Origin of the sequence: Coleofasciculus sp. A1-SPW-01, assembly GCF_040217205.1 — a bacterium.
GTDB classification, from domain to species: domain Bacteria; phylum Cyanobacteriota; class Cyanobacteriia; order Cyanobacteriales; family Coleofasciculaceae; genus Coleofasciculus; species Coleofasciculus chthonoplastes_A.
The window spans coordinates 1-24,119 of sequence record NZ_JAVJNP010000163.1 but is presented as its reverse complement, the minus strand read 5'-3'; the positions used below and the strand labels follow the sequence as shown (position 1 = coordinate 24,119).

The 24,119-nt window shown below is 46.4% G+C and carries 17 protein-coding genes; 10 read left to right on the top strand and 7 right to left on the bottom strand.

Annotation, left to right across the window (positions count from 1 at the left end; all coding sequences use genetic code 11):
* A partial coding sequence (locus tag RH949_RS24705; RefSeq protein ID WP_446356866.1) for a hypothetical protein occupies positions 1 to 310 on the top strand: 310 nt, incomplete at its 5' end.
* 43 nt (positions 311 to 353) lie between these two features.
* On the top strand, positions 354 to 1,106 hold the full coding sequence (locus RH949_RS24700) for a hypothetical protein (protein ID WP_446356864.1): 753 nt from the start codon (positions 354 to 356) through the stop codon (positions 1,104 to 1,106).
* 246 nt (positions 1,107 to 1,352) lie between these two features.
* On the opposite strand, the gene clpX is transcribed toward RH949_RS24700, so the two are convergent.
* Positions 1,353 to 2,693 carry an ATP-dependent Clp protease ATP-binding subunit ClpX gene (clpX, locus tag RH949_RS24695; protein ID WP_446356870.1) on the bottom strand — a complete coding sequence of 447 codons (1,341 nt, stop codon included), beginning with the start codon at positions 2,691 to 2,693 and terminating at the stop codon, positions 1,353 to 1,355.
* Between the two features lie 378 nt (positions 2,694 to 3,071).
* On the opposite strand from clpX, the gene RH949_RS24690 reads away from it, so the two are divergent.
* Both RH949_RS24690 and dxs read left to right on the top strand, forming a co-directional pair.
* A complete protein-coding gene (locus tag RH949_RS24690) occupies positions 3,072 to 3,593 on the top strand; it encodes a transcriptional repressor (protein WP_006104329.1) in 522 nt (173 codons plus the stop codon).
* A gap of 266 nt (positions 3,594 to 3,859) precedes the next feature.
* Positions 3,860 to 5,767, top strand: coding sequence for a 1-deoxy-D-xylulose-5-phosphate synthase (dxs, locus tag RH949_RS24685; protein ID WP_446356861.1), 1,908 nt, complete (start codon positions 3,860 to 3,862; stop codon positions 5,765 to 5,767).
* An 83-nt stretch (positions 5,768 to 5,850) separates the two neighbouring features.
* Here the strand turns inward: dxs and RH949_RS24680 are convergent, their stop codons facing one another.
* The 3 genes from RH949_RS24680 to RH949_RS24670 are packed head-to-tail and all read right to left on the bottom strand — an operon-like array spanning position 5,851 to position 10,677.
* A complete protein-coding gene (locus RH949_RS24680; protein ID WP_446356859.1) occupies positions 5,851 to 9,276 on the bottom strand; it encodes a response regulator in 3,426 nt (1,141 codons plus the stop codon).
* Between the two features lie 59 nt (positions 9,277 to 9,335).
* Entirely contained in the window at positions 9,336 to 9,908 is a 573-nt protein-coding gene (locus RH949_RS24675) for a DUF3598 family protein (protein ID WP_446356857.1), read from the bottom strand.
* The gene (locus RH949_RS24670; protein ID WP_446356855.1) at positions 9,895 to 10,677 is read right to left on the bottom strand and encodes an ABC transporter permease; all 783 of its coding nucleotides are present in this window, start codon (positions 10,675 to 10,677) and stop codon (positions 9,895 to 9,897) included. Before RH949_RS24670 ends, RH949_RS24675 begins: the two co-directional genes overlap by 14 nt.
* A gap of 91 nt (positions 10,678 to 10,768) precedes the next feature.
* On the opposite strand from RH949_RS24670, the gene RH949_RS24665 reads away from it, so the two are divergent.
* From RH949_RS24665 to RH949_RS24650, 4 genes are all read left to right on the top strand, one after another.
* Positions 10,769 to 11,128 carry a response regulator gene (locus RH949_RS24665; protein WP_006104245.1) on the top strand — a complete coding sequence of 120 codons (360 nt, stop codon included), beginning with the start codon at positions 10,769 to 10,771 and terminating at the stop codon, positions 11,126 to 11,128.
* A 251-nt stretch (positions 11,129 to 11,379) separates the two neighbouring features.
* Positions 11,380 to 12,279, top strand: a complete 900-nt coding sequence (locus RH949_RS24660; protein ID WP_446356852.1) for a tetratricopeptide repeat protein — start codon at positions 11,380 to 11,382, stop codon at positions 12,277 to 12,279.
* Between the two features lie 106 nt (positions 12,280 to 12,385).
* Positions 12,386 to 14,329, top strand: a complete 1,944-nt coding sequence (locus RH949_RS24655; RefSeq protein ID WP_446356850.1) for a GTPase family protein — start codon at positions 12,386 to 12,388, stop codon at positions 14,327 to 14,329.
* A gap of 248 nt (positions 14,330 to 14,577) precedes the next feature.
* A complete protein-coding gene (locus RH949_RS24650) occupies positions 14,578 to 17,808 on the top strand; it encodes a patatin-like protein (protein WP_446356848.1) in 3,231 nt (1,076 codons plus the stop codon).
* Between the two features lie 65 nt (positions 17,809 to 17,873).
* Here the strand turns inward: RH949_RS24650 and RH949_RS24645 are convergent, their stop codons facing one another.
* Positions 17,874 to 18,518, bottom strand: coding sequence for a hypothetical protein (locus tag RH949_RS24645; protein WP_006104269.1), 645 nt, complete (start codon positions 18,516 to 18,518; stop codon positions 17,874 to 17,876).
* Positions 18,519 to 19,176: 658 nt separating this feature from the next.
* On the opposite strand from RH949_RS24645, the gene RH949_RS24640 reads away from it, so the two are divergent.
* Together RH949_RS24640 and RH949_RS24635 are read left to right on the top strand one after the other, a co-directional pair.
* Positions 19,177 to 20,385, top strand: coding sequence for a MarR family transcriptional regulator (locus RH949_RS24640; RefSeq protein ID WP_446356846.1), 1,209 nt, complete (start codon positions 19,177 to 19,179; stop codon positions 20,383 to 20,385).
* A 44-nt stretch (positions 20,386 to 20,429) separates the two neighbouring features.
* A complete protein-coding gene (locus RH949_RS24635) occupies positions 20,430 to 21,272 on the top strand; it encodes a mechanosensitive ion channel family protein (RefSeq protein WP_446356868.1) in 843 nt (280 codons plus the stop codon).
* Between the two features lie 85 nt (positions 21,273 to 21,357).
* Here RH949_RS24635 and RH949_RS24630 read toward each other — a convergent pair whose 3' ends face one another.
* Together RH949_RS24630 and RH949_RS24625 are read right to left on the bottom strand one after the other, a co-directional pair.
* Positions 21,358 to 22,614, bottom strand: a complete 1,257-nt coding sequence (locus RH949_RS24630) for a cation:proton antiporter (protein WP_446356844.1) — start codon at positions 22,612 to 22,614, stop codon at positions 21,358 to 21,360.
* 252 nt (positions 22,615 to 22,866) lie between these two features.
* A complete protein-coding gene (locus RH949_RS24625; RefSeq protein WP_446356842.1) occupies positions 22,867 to 23,982 on the bottom strand; it encodes an N-acetylmuramoyl-L-alanine amidase-like domain-containing protein in 1,116 nt (371 codons plus the stop codon).
* Positions 23,983 to 24,119: the final 137 nt, after the last annotated feature.

Here is a 24,119-nt window from a genome sequence, read left to right as displayed (position 1 = left end):
GAATTCCCTCGTAGCCGTTAATGGTGAAATATGTCATGCTGAGTGGAGTCCGCAGCGAAGCGGAGGAACGAAACGAAGCATCTGTCCAATTATGACCGCGAACAGTATATGCTTTAATCCAAGGCGATCGCACTCCCAATACGCTACCCTTGCCAATTCTCCCCGGACTTTGGCTTTATTCGCCTGCTTGGGGATGTTAGGCTTTAAGCCATGCGCGATCGCACTCCGGTTATCCGATGGTTGCACTGTCTGGCTGGGGTTAAGCGCGTTTTTGGTTTTGGGCGCACGTCGGTCATCCGTGTCAACTTAAGGTCGAAAACCAATGCTGGTAAGGTTTTCAGCTAGCCCAATTGATGCACCTGATTCAACCGATTGAGGCGAGTTTTGAGACTACCCTTCAACCCTCTCACCAACAAATAGGCGATCGCATCACCCAGTTATGGCAGACTAATCCTAATAGCCAGGACTCTCTCGCTGAACCCTTAGTCGGGGCGGGTTTAGTTACTGATGGGAACAATGGAAACGATAATGGTAAAACCCGCCCCTACACCCTCGACACTCAACAATCAAACCTACCCATCATTCAACTGTGTAACACCACCCCCAGCGCCGCCCAGGATATCGCCACCACAGTTTCGACTCGCCTCAACCGCCCCCTAAAACACCTTCCCGCCCATCGCCTCCCCACTCATTTAAATGAGATATCCCTGCTCATCCGCCGTTGGCACCGAGACGCTATCCTCTCTCAGAGTATCCTTCTCTTGGATTGCCAGGAACTCAACACCAGCGATACCCCCCTAATCGAAGAAGCCTTATGCTACTTCCTCCAAGCCCTCCACACCCCCCTAATTATCAGCACCCCCGAACGCCTCCCCTCTGCCCAACGCCCGTTCATCAGCTTCGATATTCCCTCCCTCACCCATCTGGAACAACTCCACCTCTGGAACACTCACCTAGGGGAAACCGCCAACCAACTCAACGGGGAAGTAGAATCCCTCGTCGCCCAATTCAACCTCACCCACCTTAAATGCGGCAAGGGGGCGGACGCTATAACCGAGGGGGACGTATCGAGCCGCAAGGCGAGTACCCCCAAGGGGTTAGCGTAGGTAGTTGACTCCGATATCCAAGCCGCCTGCATTTCCTTCCACAGTGATATTGCCCAACTCCAAACCCAACCCAAACCCAAGGGGCGCAAAAAAACCACCACCGACAATAGGGAATAGGCAATGGGCAATAGGGAATAGGGAATAGGCAATAGGGAATAGGCAATGGGCAATGGGCAATAGGCAATAGTTTCAACCTTTCCCAACACCCAACACTCGACACCCGACACCCCGTCAAGCCATTGATCCTCACGCTGATTCAGGATTAAGCAACCAAGAGGGATGGACTAACAATTCCGCCGCCGATCGCTTTTCTACCATCTCGCGGGTAATGGCGCAACGGGTAATGTCTTGGCGTGAGGGAATCTCATACATGACTTCTAACATCACCTCTTCTAAAATCCCCCGCAGCGCCCTAGCCCCGGTTTTGCGACGAAAGGCTTCTTGGGCGATCGCACGTAGGGCTTCTGGGTGAAATTCCAAGCGCACGTTATCCATGTTCAGCAGTTTTTGGTACTGTTTTACTAAGGCGTTGCGAGGTTTAGTTAAGATTGCTACTAAGGAGTCTTCATCTAGGGGTTCCACGGCGGTAATCACAGGTAACCGCCCAATGATTTCCGGAATTACCCCGAATTTGATTAAGTCGTCTGGTTCCAAGTGTTTGGACAATTCCGCTGAAGACAGTTGAGGCGATCGCGTCTCACTGGGTTGAATGAAGCCGATCGAACGTTTCCCTAAGCGTTGTTCGATAATTTGCTCTAACCCGACAAACGCCCCACCACAGATAAACAGGATATTACTCGTATCTAATTGAATGAACTCTTGATAGGGATGCTTGCGCCCTCCTTGTGGCGGTACATTCACCACCGTTCCTTCCAAAATCTTCAGCAAGGCTTGCTGAACCCCCTCACCGGAAACATCCCGCGTCATTGAGGACTTTTCACTCTTGCGAGTAATTTTATCAATTTCATCAATATAAACAATACCTTGCTCGGCAGCTTCTATATCAAAGTCCGCCATCTGTAACAGTCGCAGCAGGATATTCTCAACATCATCTCCGACATAACCCGCTTCTGTTAGCGTTGTCGCATCCGCGATCGCAAAAGGAACCTGTAAAAGATTGGCGAGAGTTTGAGCTAAAAGGGTTTTACCGCAACCCGTTGGACCGATTAATAGGATGTTAGACTTTTGCAGGGTGATGCTGTCATCGAGTCCACTAGCGTCATAATCCTCCTGAGCCAGGTTAAGCCGCTTGTAATGATTATAAACCGCAACGGAGAGGACTTTTTTGGCTTGGTCTTGACCAATAACATACTTGTCTAGCACTTGTTTAATTTCAACGGGCTTGAGCAAGTGATATTGGGGGCGACGGGGAGAATAGTCAGGTTGTTGGTAAGGGGGTTCAGCCGTTAAGGGGGGATAATTTGGGCTTTCTGAGTGAGATGTCAGCAGTTCTTCCTCTAAAATTTGGTTGCACAGTTCCACACATTCATCACAGATGTAGACGCTAGAACCAGCAATCAATTTACTAACCTGTTCTGAGGATTTACCACAAAAAGAACATCTTAGATAGGAATCGTATTTGGACATATCAAAATCCGCGCTGTTGGGTTCAGTGACAGCAATCTGGCTTAAGAGGAGAGTTCGGCTATCCAAACCGCTCTATTTCAATTGTAGTTTCCAGCGATCGCAAAAGGGGAGCTTCAGGTGAGGAGGTGAGAGGGGAGCTGGGGAAGATGGGGACACTCATGTAGAAACGTACCATGGTGTATCTGTGTGTAGGGGCGGGTTTAGGGACTAATATTGATGGTTTTCCTTAGCGTGGCTGCAAAACCCGCCCTGACCAAATGACGAATGACGAATGACAAATAACGACTGACATTAATTTTCAATTAACCGATTTTCTTGCAAATAGGTGCGATCAGTGACTATCATTGTCAATAATCGGGTTTTTTTGAGAGGGTGATTATGCCTCCGTATACAGCCGCTTCGCTGAAAGCTGAACTTAATTCCCGGGGTTGGCGGTTAACGCCGCAGCGAGAAACGATACTCCACGTTTTTCAGAATCTTCCCCGAGGGAACCATCTCAGCGCTGAGGAACTCTTCCATTTGCTGGACAAGCGGGGAGAACCCATCAGCCTGTCTACAATTTACCGCAGCGTCAAGTTGATGGCTCGCATGGGTATCCTGCGAGAATTGGAGTTAGCCGAAGGGCATAAACACTATGAACTGAATCAACCGTTCCCGAATCATCACCATCATCTAGTTTGCATTCAGTGTAACCAGACGATTGAATTTAAGAATGATTCAATATTAAAACAGGCAATGAAGCAGGTGGACAAGGAAGGCTTCCAGCTCATTGACTGTCAGCTTACCATACACAGCATTTGTCCCGAAGCTCTCCGTATGGGATGGCCCTCCGCACTTCCCAGTAATTGGCGCTGCACGCGAGCGATCGTGGCAGAAGATCCCCAGGAGGTAGACAATTAGCTTAAACACGTCATCAGGAATTTGTCCAATGGTTGAACCAAGGACAGCCAAGCGGTGACATTCGGTGGGTAAAACTTCAATATATTGTGATTTTCATCACTGACAACGGTTGAGTGGTAGCTAAAATCGCACGGATTTAGCTGTTTTCGCCAGATAATCTAGGGATTTGTTAATTTCATTCCCCCTAACCCCTAAATTGTTAGATACTTTAGACTATCAAACAGACGAATAATATCCAGTAGCGATTTAAAGAAGATTACGGCGGTATGCATATCAGCGAAATTACCCATCCGAACCAGCTACACGGTTTGTCGATCCGTCAACTGGAGGAAATTGCCCGTCAAATTCGGGAACGACATCTGCAAACGGTAGCCAAAAGCGGTGGTCATTTAGGTCCAGGCTTAGGGGTTGTCGAACTGACGTTGGGATTATATCAGACACTCGATTTGGATCGGGATAAGGTGATTTGGGATGTCGGTCACCAAGCCTATCCCCATAAGATGATTACGGGACGCTATAATCACTTCCACACCCTACGGCAAAAGGACGGGGTTGCTGGTTACCTCAAGCGTTGCGAGAATAAGTTTGATCACTTCGGTGCGGGTCATGCGTCTACCAGTATTTCAGCCGCCCTGGGAATGGCGCTGGCGCGTGATGCGAAAGGAGAAAACTTCAAGACAGTAGCGGTGATTGGTGATGGTGCCTTAACCGGGGGTATGGCATTAGAAGCGATTAACCATGCTGGACATTTACCCCATACCCGGCTGTTGGTGGTACTGAATGATAATGAAATGTCCATTTCGCCCAACGTGGGCGCGATTTCCCGGTCTCTGAACCGAGTACGCCTGAGTAAGCCGATGCAGTTCCTGGCGGATAATTTAGAGGAACAGTTCAAGCATTTTCCCTTGTTTGGGGAATCCTTGACTCCCGAATTACAACGGGTGAAAGAGGGGATGAAGCGGTTAGCTGTACCCAAAGTTGGGGCGGTGTTGGAAGAACTGGGCTTCACCTACATGGGACCAGTAGATGGTCATAATTTAGAAGACTTGATTACCACGTTCAAATCAGCACATACATACTCAGGTCCCGTCTTGGTGCATGTGGTAACGACCAAAGGTAAGGGTTATGCGATCGCAGAACAAGACCAAGTCGGTTATCATGCCCAAAGTCCCTTTGATTTAACCACCGGGAAAGCGATTCCCTCCAACAAGCCGAAACCCCCCGGCTATTCCAAAGTCTTTGCCCACACTTTGGTTAAATTAGCCGAAAACAATCCCAAAATCATCGGCATTACGGCAGCTATGGCGACGGGAACCGGGTTGACTAAACTCCAGGAAAAACTGCCCAAACAATACATCGATGTGGGAATTGCCGAACAGCACGCCGTTACCCTAGCCGCAGGGCTGGCTTGCGAAGGAATGCGACCTGTAGCGGCGATTTACTCCACCTTCCTGCAACGGGCGTATGACCAGATCATTCACGATGTCTGCATCCAAAACCTACCCGTGTTCTTCTGCTTAGATCGCGCCGGGATTGTTGGTGCCGATGGTCCAACCCACCAAGGGATGTATGATATTGCCTATCTACGCTGCATTCCCAACATAGTGGTTATGGCACCTAAGGATGAAGCGGAACTACAACGGATGCTGGTAACGGGTGTGAATTACACCGAAGGACCGATTGCGATGCGTTATCCACGGGGGAATGGGTATGGCGTTCCCTTAATGGAAGAAGGATGGGATGGGCTACCCATCGGTAAAGGCGAAATTCTCCGCAATGGCGATGATATCCTGCTGATTGGCTATGGTTCCATGGTGTATCCTGCGATGCAAACGGCGGAGATTTTGAGCGAACACGGAATTGAAGCCACTGTGGTTAATGCCCGTTTTGTCAAGCCTTTGGATACGGAGTTGATTCTGCCCCTAGCCCAGCGAATTGGTAAGGTGGTTACCTTAGAAGAAGGCTGCTTGATGGGCGGTTTTGGGTCAGCCGTGACGGAAGCGTTATCGGACAATAATGTTTTGGTACCCGTGAAGCGGTTTGGTGTCCCGGATAAGTTAGTCGATCATGCTAAACCTGATGAGTCAAAAGCCGATTTAGGGTTAACACCGTCCCAAATGGCACAACAAGTGCGCGAAGCGTTCTTTAGTAAACAACCGTCGGTGGTGAGTTAATTTCCAATCGTGTAGAGACGTAGCATGCTACGTCTCTACAGGTACGGGGTTGATAACGACGGCTGTAAAATTCAACAAAATGATTACCTCAAATTTACTGTTTCCAGCAGAAACGCTTGCACTTTTTCTAATTGTCGTTTTAAGGAATCCAGCCGCTCATTTGCTTTGACTAAGGTTTTTTCCCGCGCCTGTTGTTCTAATTGGGCGGCAATTTGGGGAATGAGTCGCACACCAATATTTGCACTCGTACCCTTGAGCCGATGGGCTTGTTGCTCAAGCATCTGGAAATCTTCCATCTCCAGAGCGTGATACATTTGTTCAAGTCCCGGTTGAGCATGTTTAATAAAGACTTGTATGAGTTGCTTTTGCAGGATGATTTGACCTCTAGAGATCACCTCTAGACGTTTTGTATCGAACAACGTGTGATCAAGGTAGAAGCCTGTAGACGCCAAAGGACTCGAATTAATTTCTGCTTCCCCAGCTTCCCCAGCTCCCTCTGCTTCCCCAGCTCCCCCAGCTCCCCCAGCTTTCCCAGCTTCCCCAGCTTTCCCAGCTTCCCCAGCTCCCCCAGCTCCCCCAGCTCCCCCAGCTCCCCCAGCTCCCCCAGCTCCCCCAGCTTTCCCAGCTCCCCCAGCTCCCCCAGCTCCCCCAGCTCCCCCAGCTCCCCCAGCTCCCCCAGCTCCCCCAGCTCCCCCAGACTTTGCCCAACGTTCGATCATTGCCTGTAAGGTATCTTGATCAAAGGGTTTACTGAGAAAGTCATCCATCCCCACCGCCAAACATTTTTCGCGATCGCTCTCTAAGGCACTAGCGGTTAAAGCAATGACAATCGTATGCCGATTTGACCCTTCTTGGCGTCGTAATTCACGAGTCGCTTCATAACCATCCAAGACAGGCATCTGACAATCCATAAACACGATATCGTAGGACTGGGCTTGTAATTTCGCCAACGCCTCTGATCCGTTACTGGCGCACTCAGGCTGATACCCTAGCATTTGCAACTGGTTGACGATCACCGTTTGATTGATGGGATGATCGTCAACCAGTAAAATCTTCAAGTGGGATGAATTATTCAGATGAGTGGGTTGATGGATAGTGGTTTGCCAAGTCTCCAGATCTACCTCAGGCGTCACCGCAGCCAATAAACTCTCCCATAGCTGTGACGCTTTCATCGGTTTAGTCAGATACCCCAAAATCTCCATCGATTCCAACTCTTGCACCGTATCAAGCTGATGCATTGTTGTGATCACAATCAATTTAGTGGACGCCAAACTGGGATTACAGCGAATCATCGGCACAATCGACTCCCCCTGACTTCCAGGGAGTTGCAAATCCAGAATCGCCACATCATAAGGATGACATCGGCTCACCGCATTCCGTAAAGCATCCATGGTACTGGTACTATCCGTGGCTTCATCAATCTGCATCCCCCAGGCTTCCAGATGCGATCGCACGGTTTGGCGAGTTGTGGCATTTTTGGCGGTGACTAAGAGTTTGAGCTGGCGTAGTGCTAAGGGAACGGCTTGGGCGGGCGGTAAGGGTTGCGTCTTAACGGGTACAGTAAACCAAAATGTTGATCCTTGACCCACCTTACTCTCAACCCCAATTTTACCCCCCAGCAACTCAACCAATTGCTGACAAATCACTAATCCCAAACCCGTTCCCCCATAGCGCCGTGTTGTTGAAGCCTCGACTTGGGAAAATGCTTGAAACAATTTGGATTGATCAGCCGCGCTAATACCAATTCCGGTATCGGTGACGGAAAATCGCAAGGTAACTGAAGATTGAGATAAAGTATCTGTGGGCTGATGCCGACTGACCGCTACCCGCACCACCACTTCCCCTGCATCGGTAAACTTAATCGCATTACCGACCAAATTCAACAAAATCTGACGTAAACGTCCCGGATCACTCTGTAACTGTCGCGGAACATTGGGTTCAACCAGGATAGCTAATTCTAACCCCTTTGTCTCTGCCTGTACTGCTAAGACATCAATCACAGAATCCAGGCAACTGTCTAAGCTAAAGTCGATCTGCTCCAAAAGCATTTTACCGGCTTCGAGTTTAGAAACATCAAGAATATCATTAATGACAGTGAGCAAATGTTTAGCACAGCTTTCAATCGTGCGCGTGTAATTCAGTTGTTGAGGGTTCAGATCCGTTTGCAATAGTAACCGCATCATCCCTAAAACACCGTTGATCGGGGTGCGGATTTCGTGACTCATATTTGCCAGAAATTTAGACTTGAGCCGCGCTGTTGCTAAAGCTGCGTCTCGGGCTTCTACTAACTCATTAATCGGAAAACAAGCAAGTACAATTCCGCCAACATCCCCAGTTGAGGTATACCAGGGATGAATCGCCCAATGTTCATAAATTGTCGTACCATCAGCCCGTTGCCAGACATCTTCACTCTTGGTAATAATCTCTCCCTGTAACGCCCGTTGATGAGCTTCCTGCCACGGTTCGGGTAGCTCCGGGAATATATCATAGTGACACCGATTGATCAGGGATTGTTCATCTAAGCCATAAACAGTGAGCCACTGTTGAGAATGAGCCAGATAGCGCATTTGCCGATCAAACATTGCCATCGCTACGGGTGCAACGGTAATAATTTGTCGGAGTTGTTGGCGTTCTTTTTCTAAATGTTGATTGAGTTGCTGTAACTGGGTGGTTCGTTCTTCAACGCGACGTTCTAATTCCACATTGACTTGCTTCAGTGCAGTTTCTGCTTGCTTGCGACTGGTAATATCGAGAGCCAAAGATAAAATTGAGACTAAATTATCGGCGTCATCGCGCAGTGCTGAATTGTACCATTCACAATCAATGACTGCACCCTCTTTGGTGTAGTTACGATTACAACAAATAGAGCGAGGTGTACTACCATCAAGTAAATTCGTCATCACCACATTAACGGCATCCCTATCTTCAGTAAATACCAGTTGTAACTCATCCATCTGCCGACCTAAGGCTTCCTCAGCCTTCCAGCCAAAGATTTGTTCAGCCTGTTGGGACCAGCGTTGCACTTGATAGTGACTATCCCATTCAATCACCGCCAAGGGAGAATTTTCTACGTGAAAGGTGAGGCGTTGTAGAGTATGCTGTAATTCAGTTTCTGCTGTTTTGCGTTCTCTGATTTCTTGTGCGAGTTGAGCCGGACTGGGTAATGCTAGGGCTTTGGGGATTAATTGCACCAGCAGTACGGCTGTAGCCAGGGAAACGATCGCGGTGATGGCTTTGATGAGTCCACTCAGCCAGTAATCGGGATGCCATAGCGTCCACACGCCCATAATATGAGTTGTACCACAGGCTAAGATAAAGGCACTAAATAACCAAAATATCCAGTCAAAGGGCAGATCCTGTCGCTTGCGGACGAAGTAAACTAAGGTTACCGGAATCGAATAGTAAGCTAGTCCAGTTAACGAATCGGACAAGAGATGAAGCCATACCAGTCCTGGCTGCCAAAGATAACAATGTCCATGGGGAATATAGTTCGCCAAGACTGTCCACATTATGAACCCTCCCTTTTGGGTGTTGTGATGCTGGGTATTTGATAATAATTGATAATGGCTTACCCGGAACGTTTTATTCGTTGCTCTCTAACTAACGTCAGACTGACCCAAGATCCGCGATCGCTATAGCGGCGAATCAGTCGTTGGCGTAGGTTGGGTTCGACTAACCAACCGACTTCGAGGACAAAACTGTGACCGGATTTAATCGTTAATGGACAGTTAGAAGACGCGCCATCGGGGAGAAGTACGACCTGAACGGGTAATCCACCGTCCTGGAAATGGAGCATCTCTCCGTCGATTCTAGCACTGGAGGTTAGGGTCTGAACGGATGCACCGACGCCAAAGGTTAGCTGTTGGATCAGGCGGTTACTGTCTTGGCGCTCAATCGTGAGTTTAGTGGAATAGGTATCCGGCGATCGCAAGTCGGGATAGAGGGTAATGGCTTCACCTTGCCATTCTCCCAGGAGTTGATCAACGGTTAGAGGGGGACGTTCTGGGGTATCGGTTCCGGCGCGTTTTTCCCGAATTAAGGTTAACTGAGACAGTTGAGCGTCTTTATTGTAGAGTTGCACTAACCGTAGGCGGCGATTTCCAGCAATTAAGCCCAATTCAGCCTGGTTAACTCGACGCACTGGTATAAAACCGCAAGGCAAACCGCCAAAATATACCGGACACTACCAGTAATCCTAATGCCAGAATCGCCGCACCCACCACCCAGACGAACTCACCGCGACCTAATATTACCTCGGCGGGTATCGTGGTTAAGAACGCCACAGGGACAACAAAGGTAAAGAAAAATCGATAAACGGTGGGATAAGCCACCATCGGGAAACGCCCTGCTTCCAACAACCCGCGCAGCACTTCAGTCACATTATAAATTTTGACAAACCAAATACTCGTGGCTCCCAGTATAAACCAGAGGCTGTAAAGACTGATCAGACCAAACCCCAGGGGAACAGCGCCCAAAAGGTAATCAACCCCACTGATGTTAAGGCGTTTACCTGCATAAGCTAGGAGGATTCCAGCAAAAATTAAATCAGGCAATCCCCAAGGCGACAGGGTACGAGATGACAGCCAAAACTGGGAACTAATCGGCTTAAGTAAGATAAAGTCAAGCGTACCCTGCTGGACATGCTGGACAATGCGATTGAGATTAGGACTCAGCAGCGTCGCCGCAAACCCTTGGAGAAGGGTAAAAATCCCCAGAATCACCAAGGCTTCTTCCCAACTCCAGCCCTGAAAGGTGTAGCCCGTGCGGTAAAACAAAAATAACCCAAATAAACTGCCTACTAAGTTTCCGAGACTGCTTAAGGCAGCAATCAGAAAGTTGAGGCGATACTCGAGTTCAGCGGCGAGAGCAGTCCTCCAGAACAACTGGAGTACGTTCAGATATCGTTTCATTTTGATTAAGATAGCAGAAATCACCGCTGATGATGGCGGTTAGGTAGAGCAAAATTGTGACAAAATGTAAATTAAACCGTGAGGATCTCCCATGAGAAAAATTTTAGTGATTGAAGACGAAAGCTTAATTCGAGATAATCTCTTAGAACTACTGGAAATTGAAGGATTTGATGCCATCGGAGCAGACAATGGTCAGGCTGGGGTGGAAATAGCCAAAGAGTTTCATCCGGATGTAATTTTGTGTGATGTGATGATGCCTAAACTGGATGGTTATGGCGTTTTAGAGGCATTGCGTCAAGAGCCTAGCACGGCTGATACTAAATTTGTCTTTCTTACAGCTAGTGCCGATCAAATTAATCTGATGAAAATTAGGGGGTTAGGCATTGATCATATTCTCAAACCCTTTAATGTGGATAAATTCTTGACATTGCTGGAGCATCAAAATAGTTAAATAACGTAGCCAAAACAGCAGCCAATGCAGAACGCCTAACTGAGATAATTCATGACTGGATCGATTGTGGCGTTCAGACCTACTATTTTCTAGTCCTTGTCTTCCTTGTCCTATCTATATACGCCGATCAACCACAACTGAGTGTAAATTCTCAAATTCTCGAAGAAGCTAGCTTTCCGATCAAAATGCAACCATTGGCGCAAACGACGCCAAGGCGTTCATAATGTTCAGTAGAGTTCAAGGAGTTTTTTGTGTCTCAAAAACGCAGGGTTTGGGTGATAGTCGTGTTAGTGCTAGCCGTGCTGGCATTTGTGGGTATATCGACGATTCCGCTGTTGAGGAGTGTTGTAGAGAGCAATCAGCCGTCTGCTGTTAGCACACCGAATGCCCAACCCAGCCTATCCACAGAACAGCAAGATCAACTCGAAGAACAAGCTAAAGGGTACGAACTGGTTTTACAGCGAGAACCGCAAAATCAAACCGCGTTGCGGGGACTATTAGAGGCAAAACTGCGCCTAGGTGATGTTGAAGGCGCGATCGCACCGTTAGAAACCTTAGCTGAACTAAATCCTGACCAACCCGAATATGGGGTGTTGCTAGCTCAGGCAAAAGAACAAACCGGCGATCGCGAAGGTGCAGCCCAAGCTTACCGTCAAATTTTAGCCTCACAACCCGGAGATATCAATGCCTTAAAAGGATTAGCCGCCCTGTATATTCAGCAAAACCGTCCAGAAGCGGCGATTGGTTTATTGCAAGAGACAATTAAAAACGCTGGACAACAGAATCAGACTCAACCGGGTAGAGTGGATGTGAGTTCTGTCAAATTGTTGTTAGGAGAAGTTTACCTGAGTCAACAGCGCTTTACCGAAACCCTCACCATTTATGATGAACTGATCGAAGAAAATCCCCAAGATTTTCGCCCGGTATTGGCTAAAGCCCTAATTCTCCGCCAACAAGGGAAAACCGAAGAAGCCAAGCCTCTATTTACCACAGCGGTTTCTCTCGCACCGCAGGAGTACAAAGATCAAGTCAAGCAACTTGCCACATTAAGCGAACAGCCTACACCTGCACCAACCGCATCCCCCGATAATAACGAGACACCTGATTTTCCTGAACCGCTTCCGGAAGGGGATGAAAATCCTGAACAGTAGGGTTTGGTAACAGTAACAGTAGGGTTTGGTAACCAAACCCCTACATTGGTTGTCAATTGAATTACGATAGCGATAACGGAGGCTTTTGTGTGGCAGGTATCAGACAATGGTGCGATTAAAACGGTGGCAGTGGATCGTATTGGCAATGCCGATCGCGTCCATGATTATCTTCTTACTCTTATCTGCGGGTTGGCAAATCCACGAGTGGGGAATTAATTGGATCTGGGGTATCTTTATCCTGATCTTCGCCGGATGGCGTTGGTTGCTAGTAAAATGGACGCGGACAACAGTCGATCAGGTAGAAGCAGCAGTAGCGGAGGTTCGCGATCAACTCGAGGCTACCACCGAAGAAACAACTGCCTTACCCGCCACAGATGAGGCGACTCAAAACGCCGAAGCCGCCCTGCAAACGGTGCTGAAAAAAGCACAGGATGATCCGCCCATCTGGGAAGACTGGCAAACCTTTTGGCAACGATGTCAGGAACTTGTGATCGCCATCGCCCATATCTATCAGCCGGCGGCGAAATATCCCTTACTCAATATCTACATTCCCCAAGCTTATGGGCTGATTCGGGGGACGGTGGATGACTTAGATCAGTGGATGCAGAAGTTATCGCCAGCGTTGAGTCAGGTGACAGTGGGACAAGGATTGCAAGCCTACGAAGTGTACCAGAAACTTGAACCCTCCGCCCGCAAACTCTGGCAAGCCTGGAGTTGGGCGCAGTGGGTCGTCAATCCGGTGGCGGCGCTAGCCAAACAAGCGAGTAAGCGTTCGAGTAACCAAGCTACCCAGCAACTGTTGATGAATTTGGCACAGATGCTGCGCGAAGCAGCGTTAAAGAATTTATCTCGACAAGCGATCGCGCTTTATAGTGGAAGTACCCCACCGGGTTCAACAACCGTTTCCCCACCCAAACCGCAACTCCCCCAGGTAAAAACCAAAACCCTGCGCGATATCCTCGAACAAGCTGAACCGGTAGAAGCAGTTGAACAAAAGCCTGTGAGTATTTTGCTGGTGGGGCGTACTGGATCGGGTAAAAGTAGCCTAATTAATACATTATTTCAGGCAGAACGAGCCGAAGTCGATGTCTTACCCAGTACCGATCGCATCCAGAATTACCACTGGCAAACTCCAACTGGAGAAACCCTGACGCTGTGGGATACGCCGGGATATGAACAAGTCAACCGATCCGATTTGCGGGACTTGGTACTCGATTATGCCACGAACGCCGATTTACTGCTACTGGTAACCCCCGCCCTCGATCCGGCGCTACATGTTGATGCGGAGTTTCTCAAGGAAATCCAAGCAGATATTGAAGACTTACCCGCCATTACAATCGTCACCCAAGTCGATCGCCTGCGCCCGATTCGGGAATGGCAACCCCCTTATGATTGGCAATGGGGGGAACGTACCAAAGAAAAAGCGATTCGGGAAGCGACAGAATATCGCGCCGAAAGTTTAGGGGAATGGTGTGATATCGTGTTACCTGTGGTGACGGCGGATTGGAACACCGGGCGCACCCCTTGGAATATCGAAGCGCTATCGTTAGCATTAGTTGACACGATCGCACCTGCCAAACAACTGCGTCTTGCCCGCTTTTTGCGAAACCGAGAAGCCCGTACAGCGGAGGCGGCTAAAATTATTGACCACTATACGTTTCAAATGGCAACGACTCAGGGGTTGGCAGCGTTTCTGAAAAGTCCGGTGCTACAGTTTGTATCCACAATAACAACCGGATCTCCCACGCTAGCCTTTGCCCTCGCTGAACAAATTCCCGTCGAACAGTTACCCGTAGTCATTGGCAAATTACAGATGGCGTATGACTTATTCTCCTTGCTGAGTGCAGGGGATACTCAGATGCCATTCGACTTGCGATCGCTGTGGTCATTATTGCTGGACAATTCATCTTCACCTGATCGCAATGCCTGGGCATTTGGTCACGCTTTGGTAGAATATTGGACACAGAATATGAGTGTTGAACAATTACGCCAGAAGTTTAAGTTTTATCTCAACCAGCAACTGGACTTTGGACAAAAGGAAACAGCTTAAGTAAATAGAACTTGCTGTTTAAGGTAAGCGAGTTCTCAGCCGTTAACTTTTATGGTATGAATTAGGAAGTAAGCTATTCGACATTTAAACCTTAATATCAATAATGGCGCAATCCTTGCTGTAGTGCGTTAAGCGAAGCCATGCCGCAGGCTTTGCATCTTGCTCGCTACTAATACCCAATTTAAATGCATTACAGCTTATCCCGGTCAAACACTTTTGTACCACTCACCTAAACCCGCGATCGCACGATGCCTACCTCTAGTCACCCCCTCCGAAAACCTGAATTTCGTCGCGAACATCGCTTAGGACTCGTCGTGTATGGTGGTGTTTCTCTCGCCATCTATATGAATGGCATCTGCCGCGAATTCTATAATGCGGTACGGGGTCGAGGTATCTATAAGCTGATTAAAGCCCTAACAGATTCGGATATTGTGGTGGATATCCTCTCCGGAACCTCAGCCGGCGGTATTAATGGCGTGTTACTGAGTTACGCCCTTGCCAATAGCACTAAAGACACCATTGTTGACTTTAAAGAATTTGGGCAAATTTGGCGTGAGAGTGGGAATATCCGCGAATTAATGCATCACCCCTCAACCCAGGAAACCCAACAGGATTCGGTTTTGGATGGTGCTGGGTATTATCAAACAGCCCTAGCCGAAGCGTTTGAAAAAGGCATTTATAATCGCACGGATGCGCCAGATGGGGAGTGGGTATCTGAGTTGAATGAACTCGATTTATTTGTCACCGGAACTGACATCCTGGGACAAATTTACCAGCTATTTGATGATACAGGTCGAGTCATTGAAGTTAAAAATCACCGCCAGATTTTTCACCTCAAGCATCGTCAGGGACGTCACGAACCCTTTAATCCGGATAGTGACCCAGCGGATTTAAGTCGGACGCCAGAACAAACCTATCAATCTCTGGCAAAACTTTGCCGAATTACCTCATGCTTTCCGGTGGCATTTCCATCAGTTAATGTGGGTTTAAAAGAAGATTCAAATGACGTGGATCAGCGACTGATTCAATGGGGACAATTGGAGAACCGTGATTTACCCGAACAACGACCGCCAGAGGGTTATCAACTCCATTTTATTGATGGTGGCGTGTTAGATAATCGACCCTTTAGTTACACAATTAAAGATATCTATTTTCGCACCGCTAACCGTCCCGTTGATCGCAAGCTGATTTATATTGATCCCAATCCCGATCGCTTCTTGGCAAATCCTAACTTTAATTCCATGGCGAAGCCTAGCACTTGGGACGTGCTTCAGGATGCGTTAGTTGGACTCCCGACGTATGAAAGCATTAGCAACGATTTGGAGTTAATCCAAGCCCACAACGATAAAATTAGCCGCTATAACAGCCTACTCGCTAGTGTGGAAGTACCCGATCCATCAACGCCTGGTATTTCCCACAAAATTACCGTTAGTGAAGAGATTTACCTCCGCAGCCGCCTGATTGGTTTGCGCGATCGCATCCTCCCCCTGATTTTACGCATGGATCAACAGCAAACCACGGCTTCAGGGACTGATAAAAAAGTCATTTTAGAGAAAACCGGACAACGGTTAATTGCAGATATCACCAGCCCGACCGACAGTCAAGATAAAGATATAATTCTTCAACAAGCTAGTCAGCATATTCGTAATCTGGATATAGACTATGCGTTGAGGAAGCATTTCTATATTATTGATAAGCTATTTCAGCAGCTTGAGAAAACAACCGAAATCAATGAATATAATAAGCAGCGATTACTTGTCAGTCGGTTAAATCGACAACTTAAACTGCTAGAAGTTATCCGCTTTAGTTTAGATACATTACTCAGTCATCCGCAAGTTAGTGAATCTTTTTACAGTTTACTGGAGCAAAGTTTAGAAAATTCTGATCCGAAATTTCAACAGCAGTGGCGCAAGCAAGTTTATGATCGTCTCTTGCGTTTGCACCGCTTTTTCTTTGATGCGGATGGTTTAAATGACCTGTCTCCATCCGGCTTAGACCAAAATCGCCTAGAGTTCGTTCCCGCCAACTTTTTTAAGACATTACCCACCGCTGCGGAACAGTTAGGAGTAGAGTTAAACCAGCTTCAAGACAAACAGATTAACTGGTTACCCCAAAAACAAATTTCTAGTATTATTGCCCAATTCCAGCAAAAAATTCGCCAACTTGATGATGATCCATCACTGTTAAACCATATTTGGTCGGATCAAAAATACCAGAATAGCGATCCCGAAAACTGTAGTCAACTGTTTTGCTCCATTCTCCATCAAATTAATCAGGCATCAGAACGGTTAATTCAAACCAGTAACCTCAACGATTATGAGGGTATTCTCAATCGTTACCAACAGTTTGGTTACTTAGATCAGGTACTCTATCCCTTTGAATATTTAACCAATTTTTCTGAAAAAGATATAATTGAAACAATTCGCTTTAGTCCAGATGATGCTCAGCTAGGGTTAGGGAAGGGAAAAACCTTAGATGATAAATTGGCTGGGGATACCTTACAAGCTTTTGGCGGATTTTTTAAGAAATCCTGGCGTTCCAATGATATGTTGTGGGGGCGATTGGATGGACTCAATCGTCTTGTTGAAGCCTTAGTGACTCGTGAATCATTGCAAAATTTTCCAATTTTCTTGGCGCGACAAACCCAAGCACAAGGATGTACAGAAGATGAATACTTAGAACAACTGGTTCAAGACTGTTTCCCCGATTCCACAGCCAACACTCGTCAGAAACTCAAATCCCATCTTCGCTTATTAGCTGATCCAGATCTGTCTGATGCAGCGATGCATATTATCTTAGACGATCTGGTATTAGAAGGTCATCGCTCAATTTTAATGACCGACTTAGAAACAGTGATTGAAGATGAAATCAGCGAACAACTAACCTGGAATCGCCAACGGGTTAAACCCACTGATCCTGATGATGTGGAACGATTACTTGCTCAACTCGGTGATCAACCACCCAGCTATCAACCCGTTCCAGGTTATTTTGAGAAAACGGTGAATACTCTAGCGGCGGCAAAATTAGCCAAAGATGCGATTGGTAGATTCTCTCCCCAAGCCAAAGAAGACTTCTTTCGCAATCAATACCGGATTGGTAAAGAATCTATTTTAAAAGATATTCCCGGAATTGTGCTGGCAAATCTTGCTACTCGTGCGGCTTTAATCCTGCGAGATATTATGATTACGACTCTAGGAAAAGAACGTGCAAAGAAACTTCAAGGGCTTTTAAGTTATCAATTTGTGAATAAGTCATTACAACTTGTCTATTGGTGGTTACAATTAAAAAGTCCCACCGCGTTTCAGAGTCCCAAATTTATCGGCAAGCGACCGCTAATATTAGTTCTACAAGTACTACTCCTACTCACTGCCATTATCTGTGTGGTAATTACTGTCTCTAATTCGCCCATAGCTACCGCCGTCGCCCTCATTGCTACAGTTTTGTTTTGGTTATTAGGGTATGCGTGGAAAAAGTCTTAATTTTCTTATGTCTTATGTCTTATGTTAAAAAGAATAGAGACTTCCATTTTAAAATTCATGCCATGTTAGGAGTGTCGATTTTGTAACGCTCTCATTTCCTGTTGCACATCCACAACAATCTGTAATGCCTCATTGAGTAAACGCCCATGTTCCGTTGCTTGGTCGCTAACTTGTAACGCTGTCAATGCCATGAGGTTATTATCAAACAATTCAGAATTGCATTTGATAAACTTGTCATTTTCCCTCAGAATTCGCTCAGTTTTTAAGGCTCGAATAATATCGTCACGGGTTAGCCGAAGTGCCTGAATAACTTGTCCGCGATTTGTTAACGCCACACCCGGATTGCCAACGGCTTCAATTTTGTCATTAATATTAATGGCTTGAATCACTCGATTAAATCGGTTGACATCTTCAAACAGTCGGATTAAATTCTTGCATTTACGGCTAATGGCAATTTTGCGAATATCGTTGAAGAATAAGGTGATGGCAAGAATGGAAGGGATAGCAATTAACAACTTAATATGTTCCGGAAAAACCTGGAGAAGTACAAACCCTGTTAAACTAATCAGGATAATAATCAAAAGGGTTTTAGTAATCTCCGCGACGAATTTGGGCAGAGTCGGTGGTTTCAGGACAGTATCAACACTTACTCCACTCAAATGTTTGAGTTCTCCTTTGGTGATTTTGAGTCCCTGTAAGTCAGGTTGCATCGTGGGTATGATAGTTTGACTTTAGCGATCCGGGTTTGGCTTAATCAGTGATACGCCTAGTTGTATCTTCCTCTGTATTAGCACATAAAGTTGATTTCATCTTTGTCCGCTATCGAAACACTAGCAATCGGTGGTTCTTCAATCTAACGAACACCCTAATGATCGCCTGCTTGGAGTGCGGTTGACATTGATGGCACTGTTGGCGATCGCATAGGACTTTGATATCATCAGATTGATGACTTTCAGCACCCGCCTCTGTTTGTGGGCGGAGGAGCCAGTAGCGATCGCAGTGTAGTCAACTAGCGCGATTACGATCAGTGGTTTAAATGGTTAGGTAACATTTAACTATCTATAGCTACAATTTCAGCTCAATGCAAAATTTAATGGTTAATTTTCGGAATATTAAGCTGTTCGGCATTTAAACCTTAATATCAATAATGGCGTAATCCTTGTAGTGCGAGCATCTTGCTCGCTACTAATACCCAATTTAAATGCATGACAGCTTACTCAGTGCAGAAACATCAGTTAGTTCTTCCGCCGTTTCCTTTTTGACAACAGCGATTGTTCGTATTGTTATTTCATTAACTCAATTTACCAGAACTGAAAGAATGATTTCCACCGTCTGACTTTTATTGTGCCTACCTACTGGAGAAACCTGATGACTCATTCTTTAGTTCACTCAATTCGGCAAAAGTTCCAGTCGTGGTTTACCCAGGCGCAAGCAGCAGTAGCAATCGAGGATGAAGAGGTTGAGTTGCCCGATGGGATTCAGACTCAACTGGGGCAAAAAATTCAGGCACTCCCCTGTTCTCAGATCTATCAAACCGCAGTGCAAGAGGCGATCACCGCTGGGGTTGAAAACTGGCAAAGTCACCTGGATGTCGCCAATAGTTTGATCATTTTGGGCAGCCCCGTAGAACCAATTGCCAAAATTTTGAGCGATAGTCTGCAAACCTGGCACAATCCCCCCGTAGAGGTATTCACACCTCTACCTTGGCGAATGCGTCCTCATGATCCATTAATCATGTCTCAAGAAATTCAGCAAGCCCTGCAAGCCTACTCACAGATTGATATTAAAAACCCTAAGGATATAGGCGATCTGCTTGAGGCAGACTCCCTGGCTGATCGAAAAACATTGATGATGATTCCCTGTCTGGATCAATGTTTTCTGCGTTGTATTGGGGGTTGGAATAGCATTGAATACTTACGAGACATGGTCATGCATAATCGCAATTGCTTTTGGGTTATAGGATGTAACCATTGGGCTTGGGATTTTCTGGATTTTGTGTGCCAGATTAGCGCCTATTTTAGCGAGGTCAAACCGTTACCGGAACTAGATGGAGCGATGATTCAAACCTGGTTAAACCCGATTGCCAAAACCATGGTTGAACCAGAAGCGATAGAAGACTCAGAAGATAATCTTGGTCAGGCATATTGGAGAACTCTTGCCAGTCAATCCTCTGGTGTCAGTAGTATTGCCTTTGGCGTATGGCTAAATAGCTTACGAATCAAGCGCGATCAACTAGAGGATGTTAATTTATCTCAATTGAACTTGAGCGAGACAGCGACAACCAGCAAAACCCGTTTTACCTTACGTCAAACTAAACCCACATTGCCTAGTTTGCCAGCATTAACGGGGATTGACCGCTATTTACTTCATTCGTTGCTAATTCATGGGCAGATGAGCCATGTCCATCTTGCCCTGAGCTTGGGTGAACCCGAAAGCCAAATCCAAGCTCGGATTCAGGGGTTATTGCGAGCCGGGGTAATAGCTAGCAGCAATGGCATGCTATCAGTACGTGCTGCCCATTATGCCAAGCTGAAGATTGAATTGACGAATAATAACTTTTTTGTTGGCGAGGATTAACCATGAGTGTATCGGGTTTTGATCTGATCAGTTTTGTTCAGGCAATGCCGGCGTTGTTGGCACAAATCGAGGCATCGGAAACCTTACCGCAACGAGTTCTTACCAATATTACGCTGCAAAAAATTTTTCGTTCTCTCGTCACTATTTTGATCGCTTATGGGAGCATATTTGTCATTCAGTCGCTCACCAGTTGGAGTTCAGAACGAGTTCCCCGCCGCTTTCGATTATTGATCAAACAATCTTTGCCCTTTTTGAAAGGGTTGATTTTGATCCTAACGTTTTCCTATCTCCTGAATCTGTTTCTGAACTTGTCTCAGGAGAACCTCCTCGCATTGACAGGCACGATCGCTATTGCCCTGGGATTTGCCTTTAAGGATTACGTGAGTTCGATTATTGCCGGAGTAGTTGCACTGTTTGAAGCTCCCTATCGAGTGGGCGATCGCATTCAAATTGAAGATCATTACGGTGAAGTGGTGGGTTATGGTTTGCGTGGAATTCGACTCCAGACTCCTGACGATAACATTGTCACTATTCCCCACAACAAAACCTGGACTGAAGCTGTCTCCAATGCCAACAGCGGAGAGCTAGAAGCTCAGGTTCTCACTGACTTTTATTTTGCTCATACTGTAGATGCTGAACAAGTCATCCAGATTCTGTATCAGGCAGCTTACAGTAGCAAATATACGCAGCTAAAGCTTCCCATTGTAGTTATCATGCAAGAACAAATGTGGGGTACTCAGTTCAAGCTGCGGTCTTACCCAATGGATGCCCGCGATGAATTTATCTATAAAACCGATCTGATTCGCCGTGCCAAGCAAGCCTTTGCTCGCCAAAATTTACCTTACCCAAAGTTATCAGATATCCAAAACAATGACAGTTGCCCCTGATCAGCACCATTGTAGAGACGCGCCATGGCGCGTCTCTACATAAATAATGTGTCTCTCAAAAATATCTGTAACCTCTTTTTTTAGGTCATGCATTATGGGTTCTTTCCTGATCAGCTTTCTCATACCACTTCATTAAAGGAGTCGCACTAATTCCATGTATAATGATAGATAGTACAACAGTTATGGACGTTATCCAAGCAATTCTTTCACCCAATTCTCCCTCTAAACTCTTACCAAGAGAATAGGAAAGATAGTAGAGAGAGCCGACTCCTCGAACGCCAAACCAACCAAATAACCAGCGGGTTGTGGGGTGAAACTGTGAGCGAGGTAACTTGGCAAAACCTAAGTTGGTGGTGCTAATCCAAGCACCTAAAGGTCGGATGGCAAAAATTAATAACCCGGCGATGAGAAGGGCTTCACCACCAAATTTGAGAATTGGCTCAATTCGTAGGAGGGAACCTAACAGGAGAATAGTTCCCACTTCCATCAGCTTTTCAAGTTTTTCGGTGAATTCCAGTTGCGAAAGTCGCCGATTATGGTTAGGAGAAATACGCTGTACCATTAACCCAGCAACAAACACCGATAAAAATCCATAACCGTTAATCAGTTCTGTCAGTGCATAGGTGATTAAGATAATACTAAGACCAATAAAGTCCTCCATTAATACATCAATGGGTCGAAACTTTTGGAGCTGCTGCTTAATCCACATCACTCCATTTCCAACTAAAATACCCATACCAATTCCAGCCGCGATCGCCCAAATCAAATCAACAACAATCCATTGCTTTAACCAACTTTGCCAATTGTTGTTTTCTAACCAATGAATTCCAAAATAGACAAAAGGAAAGGCTAACGCATCGTTCAATCCCCCTTCAGAAGTCAGACCAAATCGCAACTCATCTCTATCTCCTATATGTGCCAATTGGACTTCGGATGCCAATACGGGGTCAGTTGGTGCGAGAATTGCCCCCAACAAAACAGCCGCTCCCCAGTTCAGATTCAATAACCAATGGCTAATTGCTGCTATGGCAAAGATTGAAATCGGCATTAGAAAAGCGATAAGCCGAATTGTTGAATTCCAAGCTCTTAGTCTCAGAGGGCGATTCATTTTTAAGCCGCAACTAAACAGAGAGACAATCACAACAAATTCGGTGATGCGCTCCAAAAATTCGGTTTGGGGCTGAAGTTGAATCAGATTAGTCCCATAGGGTCCGAGAAAAATTCCCACAACTAAGTAAATGAGAGCGTAAGAAAGAGGTAATCGCTTAATCCAGCCTGAACCCATTGTGACCAACAGGAGCAGTAAGCCAATGATCAACAAGGCAAGAATGTAGATATCCACACAAGTAATATCCTATTTAACAATCGGAAAGGTTTTCTAAGACAACACGAAAAGGCGGTATTTAAATCCGTCTCGAAGTAGTCTTTTAGAATCCCTGGTATGCATAAGCTGTTCGGCATTTAAATCTTAACCTTAACAATGGCGAAATGCTTGTAGTGCGTTTAGCGAAGCCATGCCGCAGGCTTTACATCTTGCTCGCTACTAATACCCAATTTAAATGCATGACAGCTTACCAGGGAGAGGTCAACGCACTCACTCACTAACGCCAATCGGACGAACGACTAAAATACCGATCGCGTTCTTGATCTTGCCTACATACTGCTGTAAATCTTGGGAAATCGTCACCTCTCCAGCGGGTGAGGCATGAATCAAACGAATTCTACCATCTGGCTGGCGATCAATGAATCCGGTATGGGTGACATCTAATCCTGCAATAGTTGTAGCAATGCCAATAATATCTCCAGATTGTAGCTGATCATAGCTGTGGTGAATCTTAGCGGTGGGAATATAGTTTAAGGGAACAGCATTAAGCTGATATTCCATCTCTAAAATACACTGGTAATTTGCCTGATTATTAACCAGTTGGGGATAACGCTGTCGATGGGTACTCATAAAATTAAGCCGCTTATTTAAGGGGATTCCTCCCAGCGCCTGGGTAATATTTTCTACGGTTCCCCGTTTCTCGTTGTCATCAATCCAAGCGGAGAAATAATGCAAACGGCTACAATAGCCATCGAGTTGACCATTCTGATAACGCTGATCGCGAAGATGATTAACAAAGGTGGGATAGGAATAATCCTGTTGCGCCACAGTTCGTGCGATCGCGAGTACCGTTTCCACAAATAGCACACAGTCAAATGCCTGAAGCGTTACCACCAAGGTTTCCTCTGGCGATTGGTCTAATAAGCCTGCCTTATAGGATGTCCCCACAAATCGGTGTGCGATCGCCTGTATAGTATCCGTCATCGGTTGCTCATGCAGGTGCTGGGCAATTGCCCAGTCCATGATCTGCTGGAACTGTTCCCTCTCGTCTGATACAGGATTCATCGATGCTGAGACGGTAACATTTGAAGTATCGGTCACTAACGTCTGGGAAGGGGGAAAAATCAAAGCCTCTTTTCTGGTAAGAGAGAGGTGTTCTACATCCGGTGACAAGTCAGAATAATCTATCAGTTCCTCGTCCTCTGTTTCCCAGACGTAGCAAGGGGCTTCTGTACAGACTTCCCCTCCTCTAGAAGCATCCTCAGCACGATTTGCCGCTTCAGAAACTGGAATAGAATCATAGTTCTGAGCTTGAAAGGCAAGATCTGACGTAAAACCGCCAGAAATTGCCAATCCCACAAAAGCCCAGCCAAACATTGTTCTCATCAAAAACCTCGTGAGACTCCACCCTCAGCAGATCCTTCGCAGGCTCAGGAGGGTGGAGAGGGATAGAGGAGTCAAACCGCGCCGCTCGATGCGGTTAGGTTTGACAATCCAACTGAAGGCGCGACAATTAATCCCGT

What these genes read in the sequence shown, in the direction of transcription:
- RH949_RS24700 (WP_446356864.1), top strand. Translation starts at nt 354, where the DNA reads ATGCACCTGATTCAACCGATTGAGGCGAGTTTTGAGACTACCCTTCAA.
- clpX (WP_446356870.1), bottom strand. Translation starts at nt 2,693, where the DNA reads ATGTCCAAATACGATTCCTATCTAAGATGTTCTTTTTGTGGTAAATCC.
- RH949_RS24690 (WP_006104329.1), top strand. Translation starts at nt 3,072, where the DNA reads ATGCCTCCGTATACAGCCGCTTCGCTGAAAGCTGAACTTAATTCCCGG.
- dxs (WP_446356861.1), top strand. Translation starts at nt 3,860, where the DNA reads ATGCATATCAGCGAAATTACCCATCCGAACCAGCTACACGGTTTGTCG.
- RH949_RS24680 (WP_446356859.1), bottom strand. Translation starts at nt 9,276, where the DNA reads ATGTGGACAGTCTTGGCGAACTATATTCCCCATGGACATTGTTATCTT.
- RH949_RS24670 (WP_446356855.1), bottom strand. Translation starts at nt 10,677, where the DNA reads ATGAAACGATATCTGAACGTACTCCAGTTGTTCTGGAGGACTGCTCTC.
- RH949_RS24665 (WP_006104245.1), top strand. Translation starts at nt 10,769, where the DNA reads ATGAGAAAAATTTTAGTGATTGAAGACGAAAGCTTAATTCGAGATAAT.
- RH949_RS24655 (WP_446356850.1), top strand. Translation starts at nt 12,386, where the DNA reads ATGGTGCGATTAAAACGGTGGCAGTGGATCGTATTGGCAATGCCGATC.
- RH949_RS24650 (WP_446356848.1), top strand. Translation starts at nt 14,578, where the DNA reads ATGCCTACCTCTAGTCACCCCCTCCGAAAACCTGAATTTCGTCGCGAA.
- RH949_RS24645 (WP_006104269.1), bottom strand. Translation starts at nt 18,518, where the DNA reads ATGCAACCTGACTTACAGGGACTCAAAATCACCAAAGGAGAACTCAAA.
- RH949_RS24640 (WP_446356846.1), top strand. Translation starts at nt 19,177, where the DNA reads ATGACTCATTCTTTAGTTCACTCAATTCGGCAAAAGTTCCAGTCGTGG.
- RH949_RS24635 (WP_446356868.1), top strand. Translation starts at nt 20,430, where the DNA reads ATGCCGGCGTTGTTGGCACAAATCGAGGCATCGGAAACCTTACCGCAA.
- RH949_RS24625 (WP_446356842.1), bottom strand. Translation starts at nt 23,982, where the DNA reads ATGAGAACAATGTTTGGCTGGGCTTTTGTGGGATTGGCAATTTCTGGC.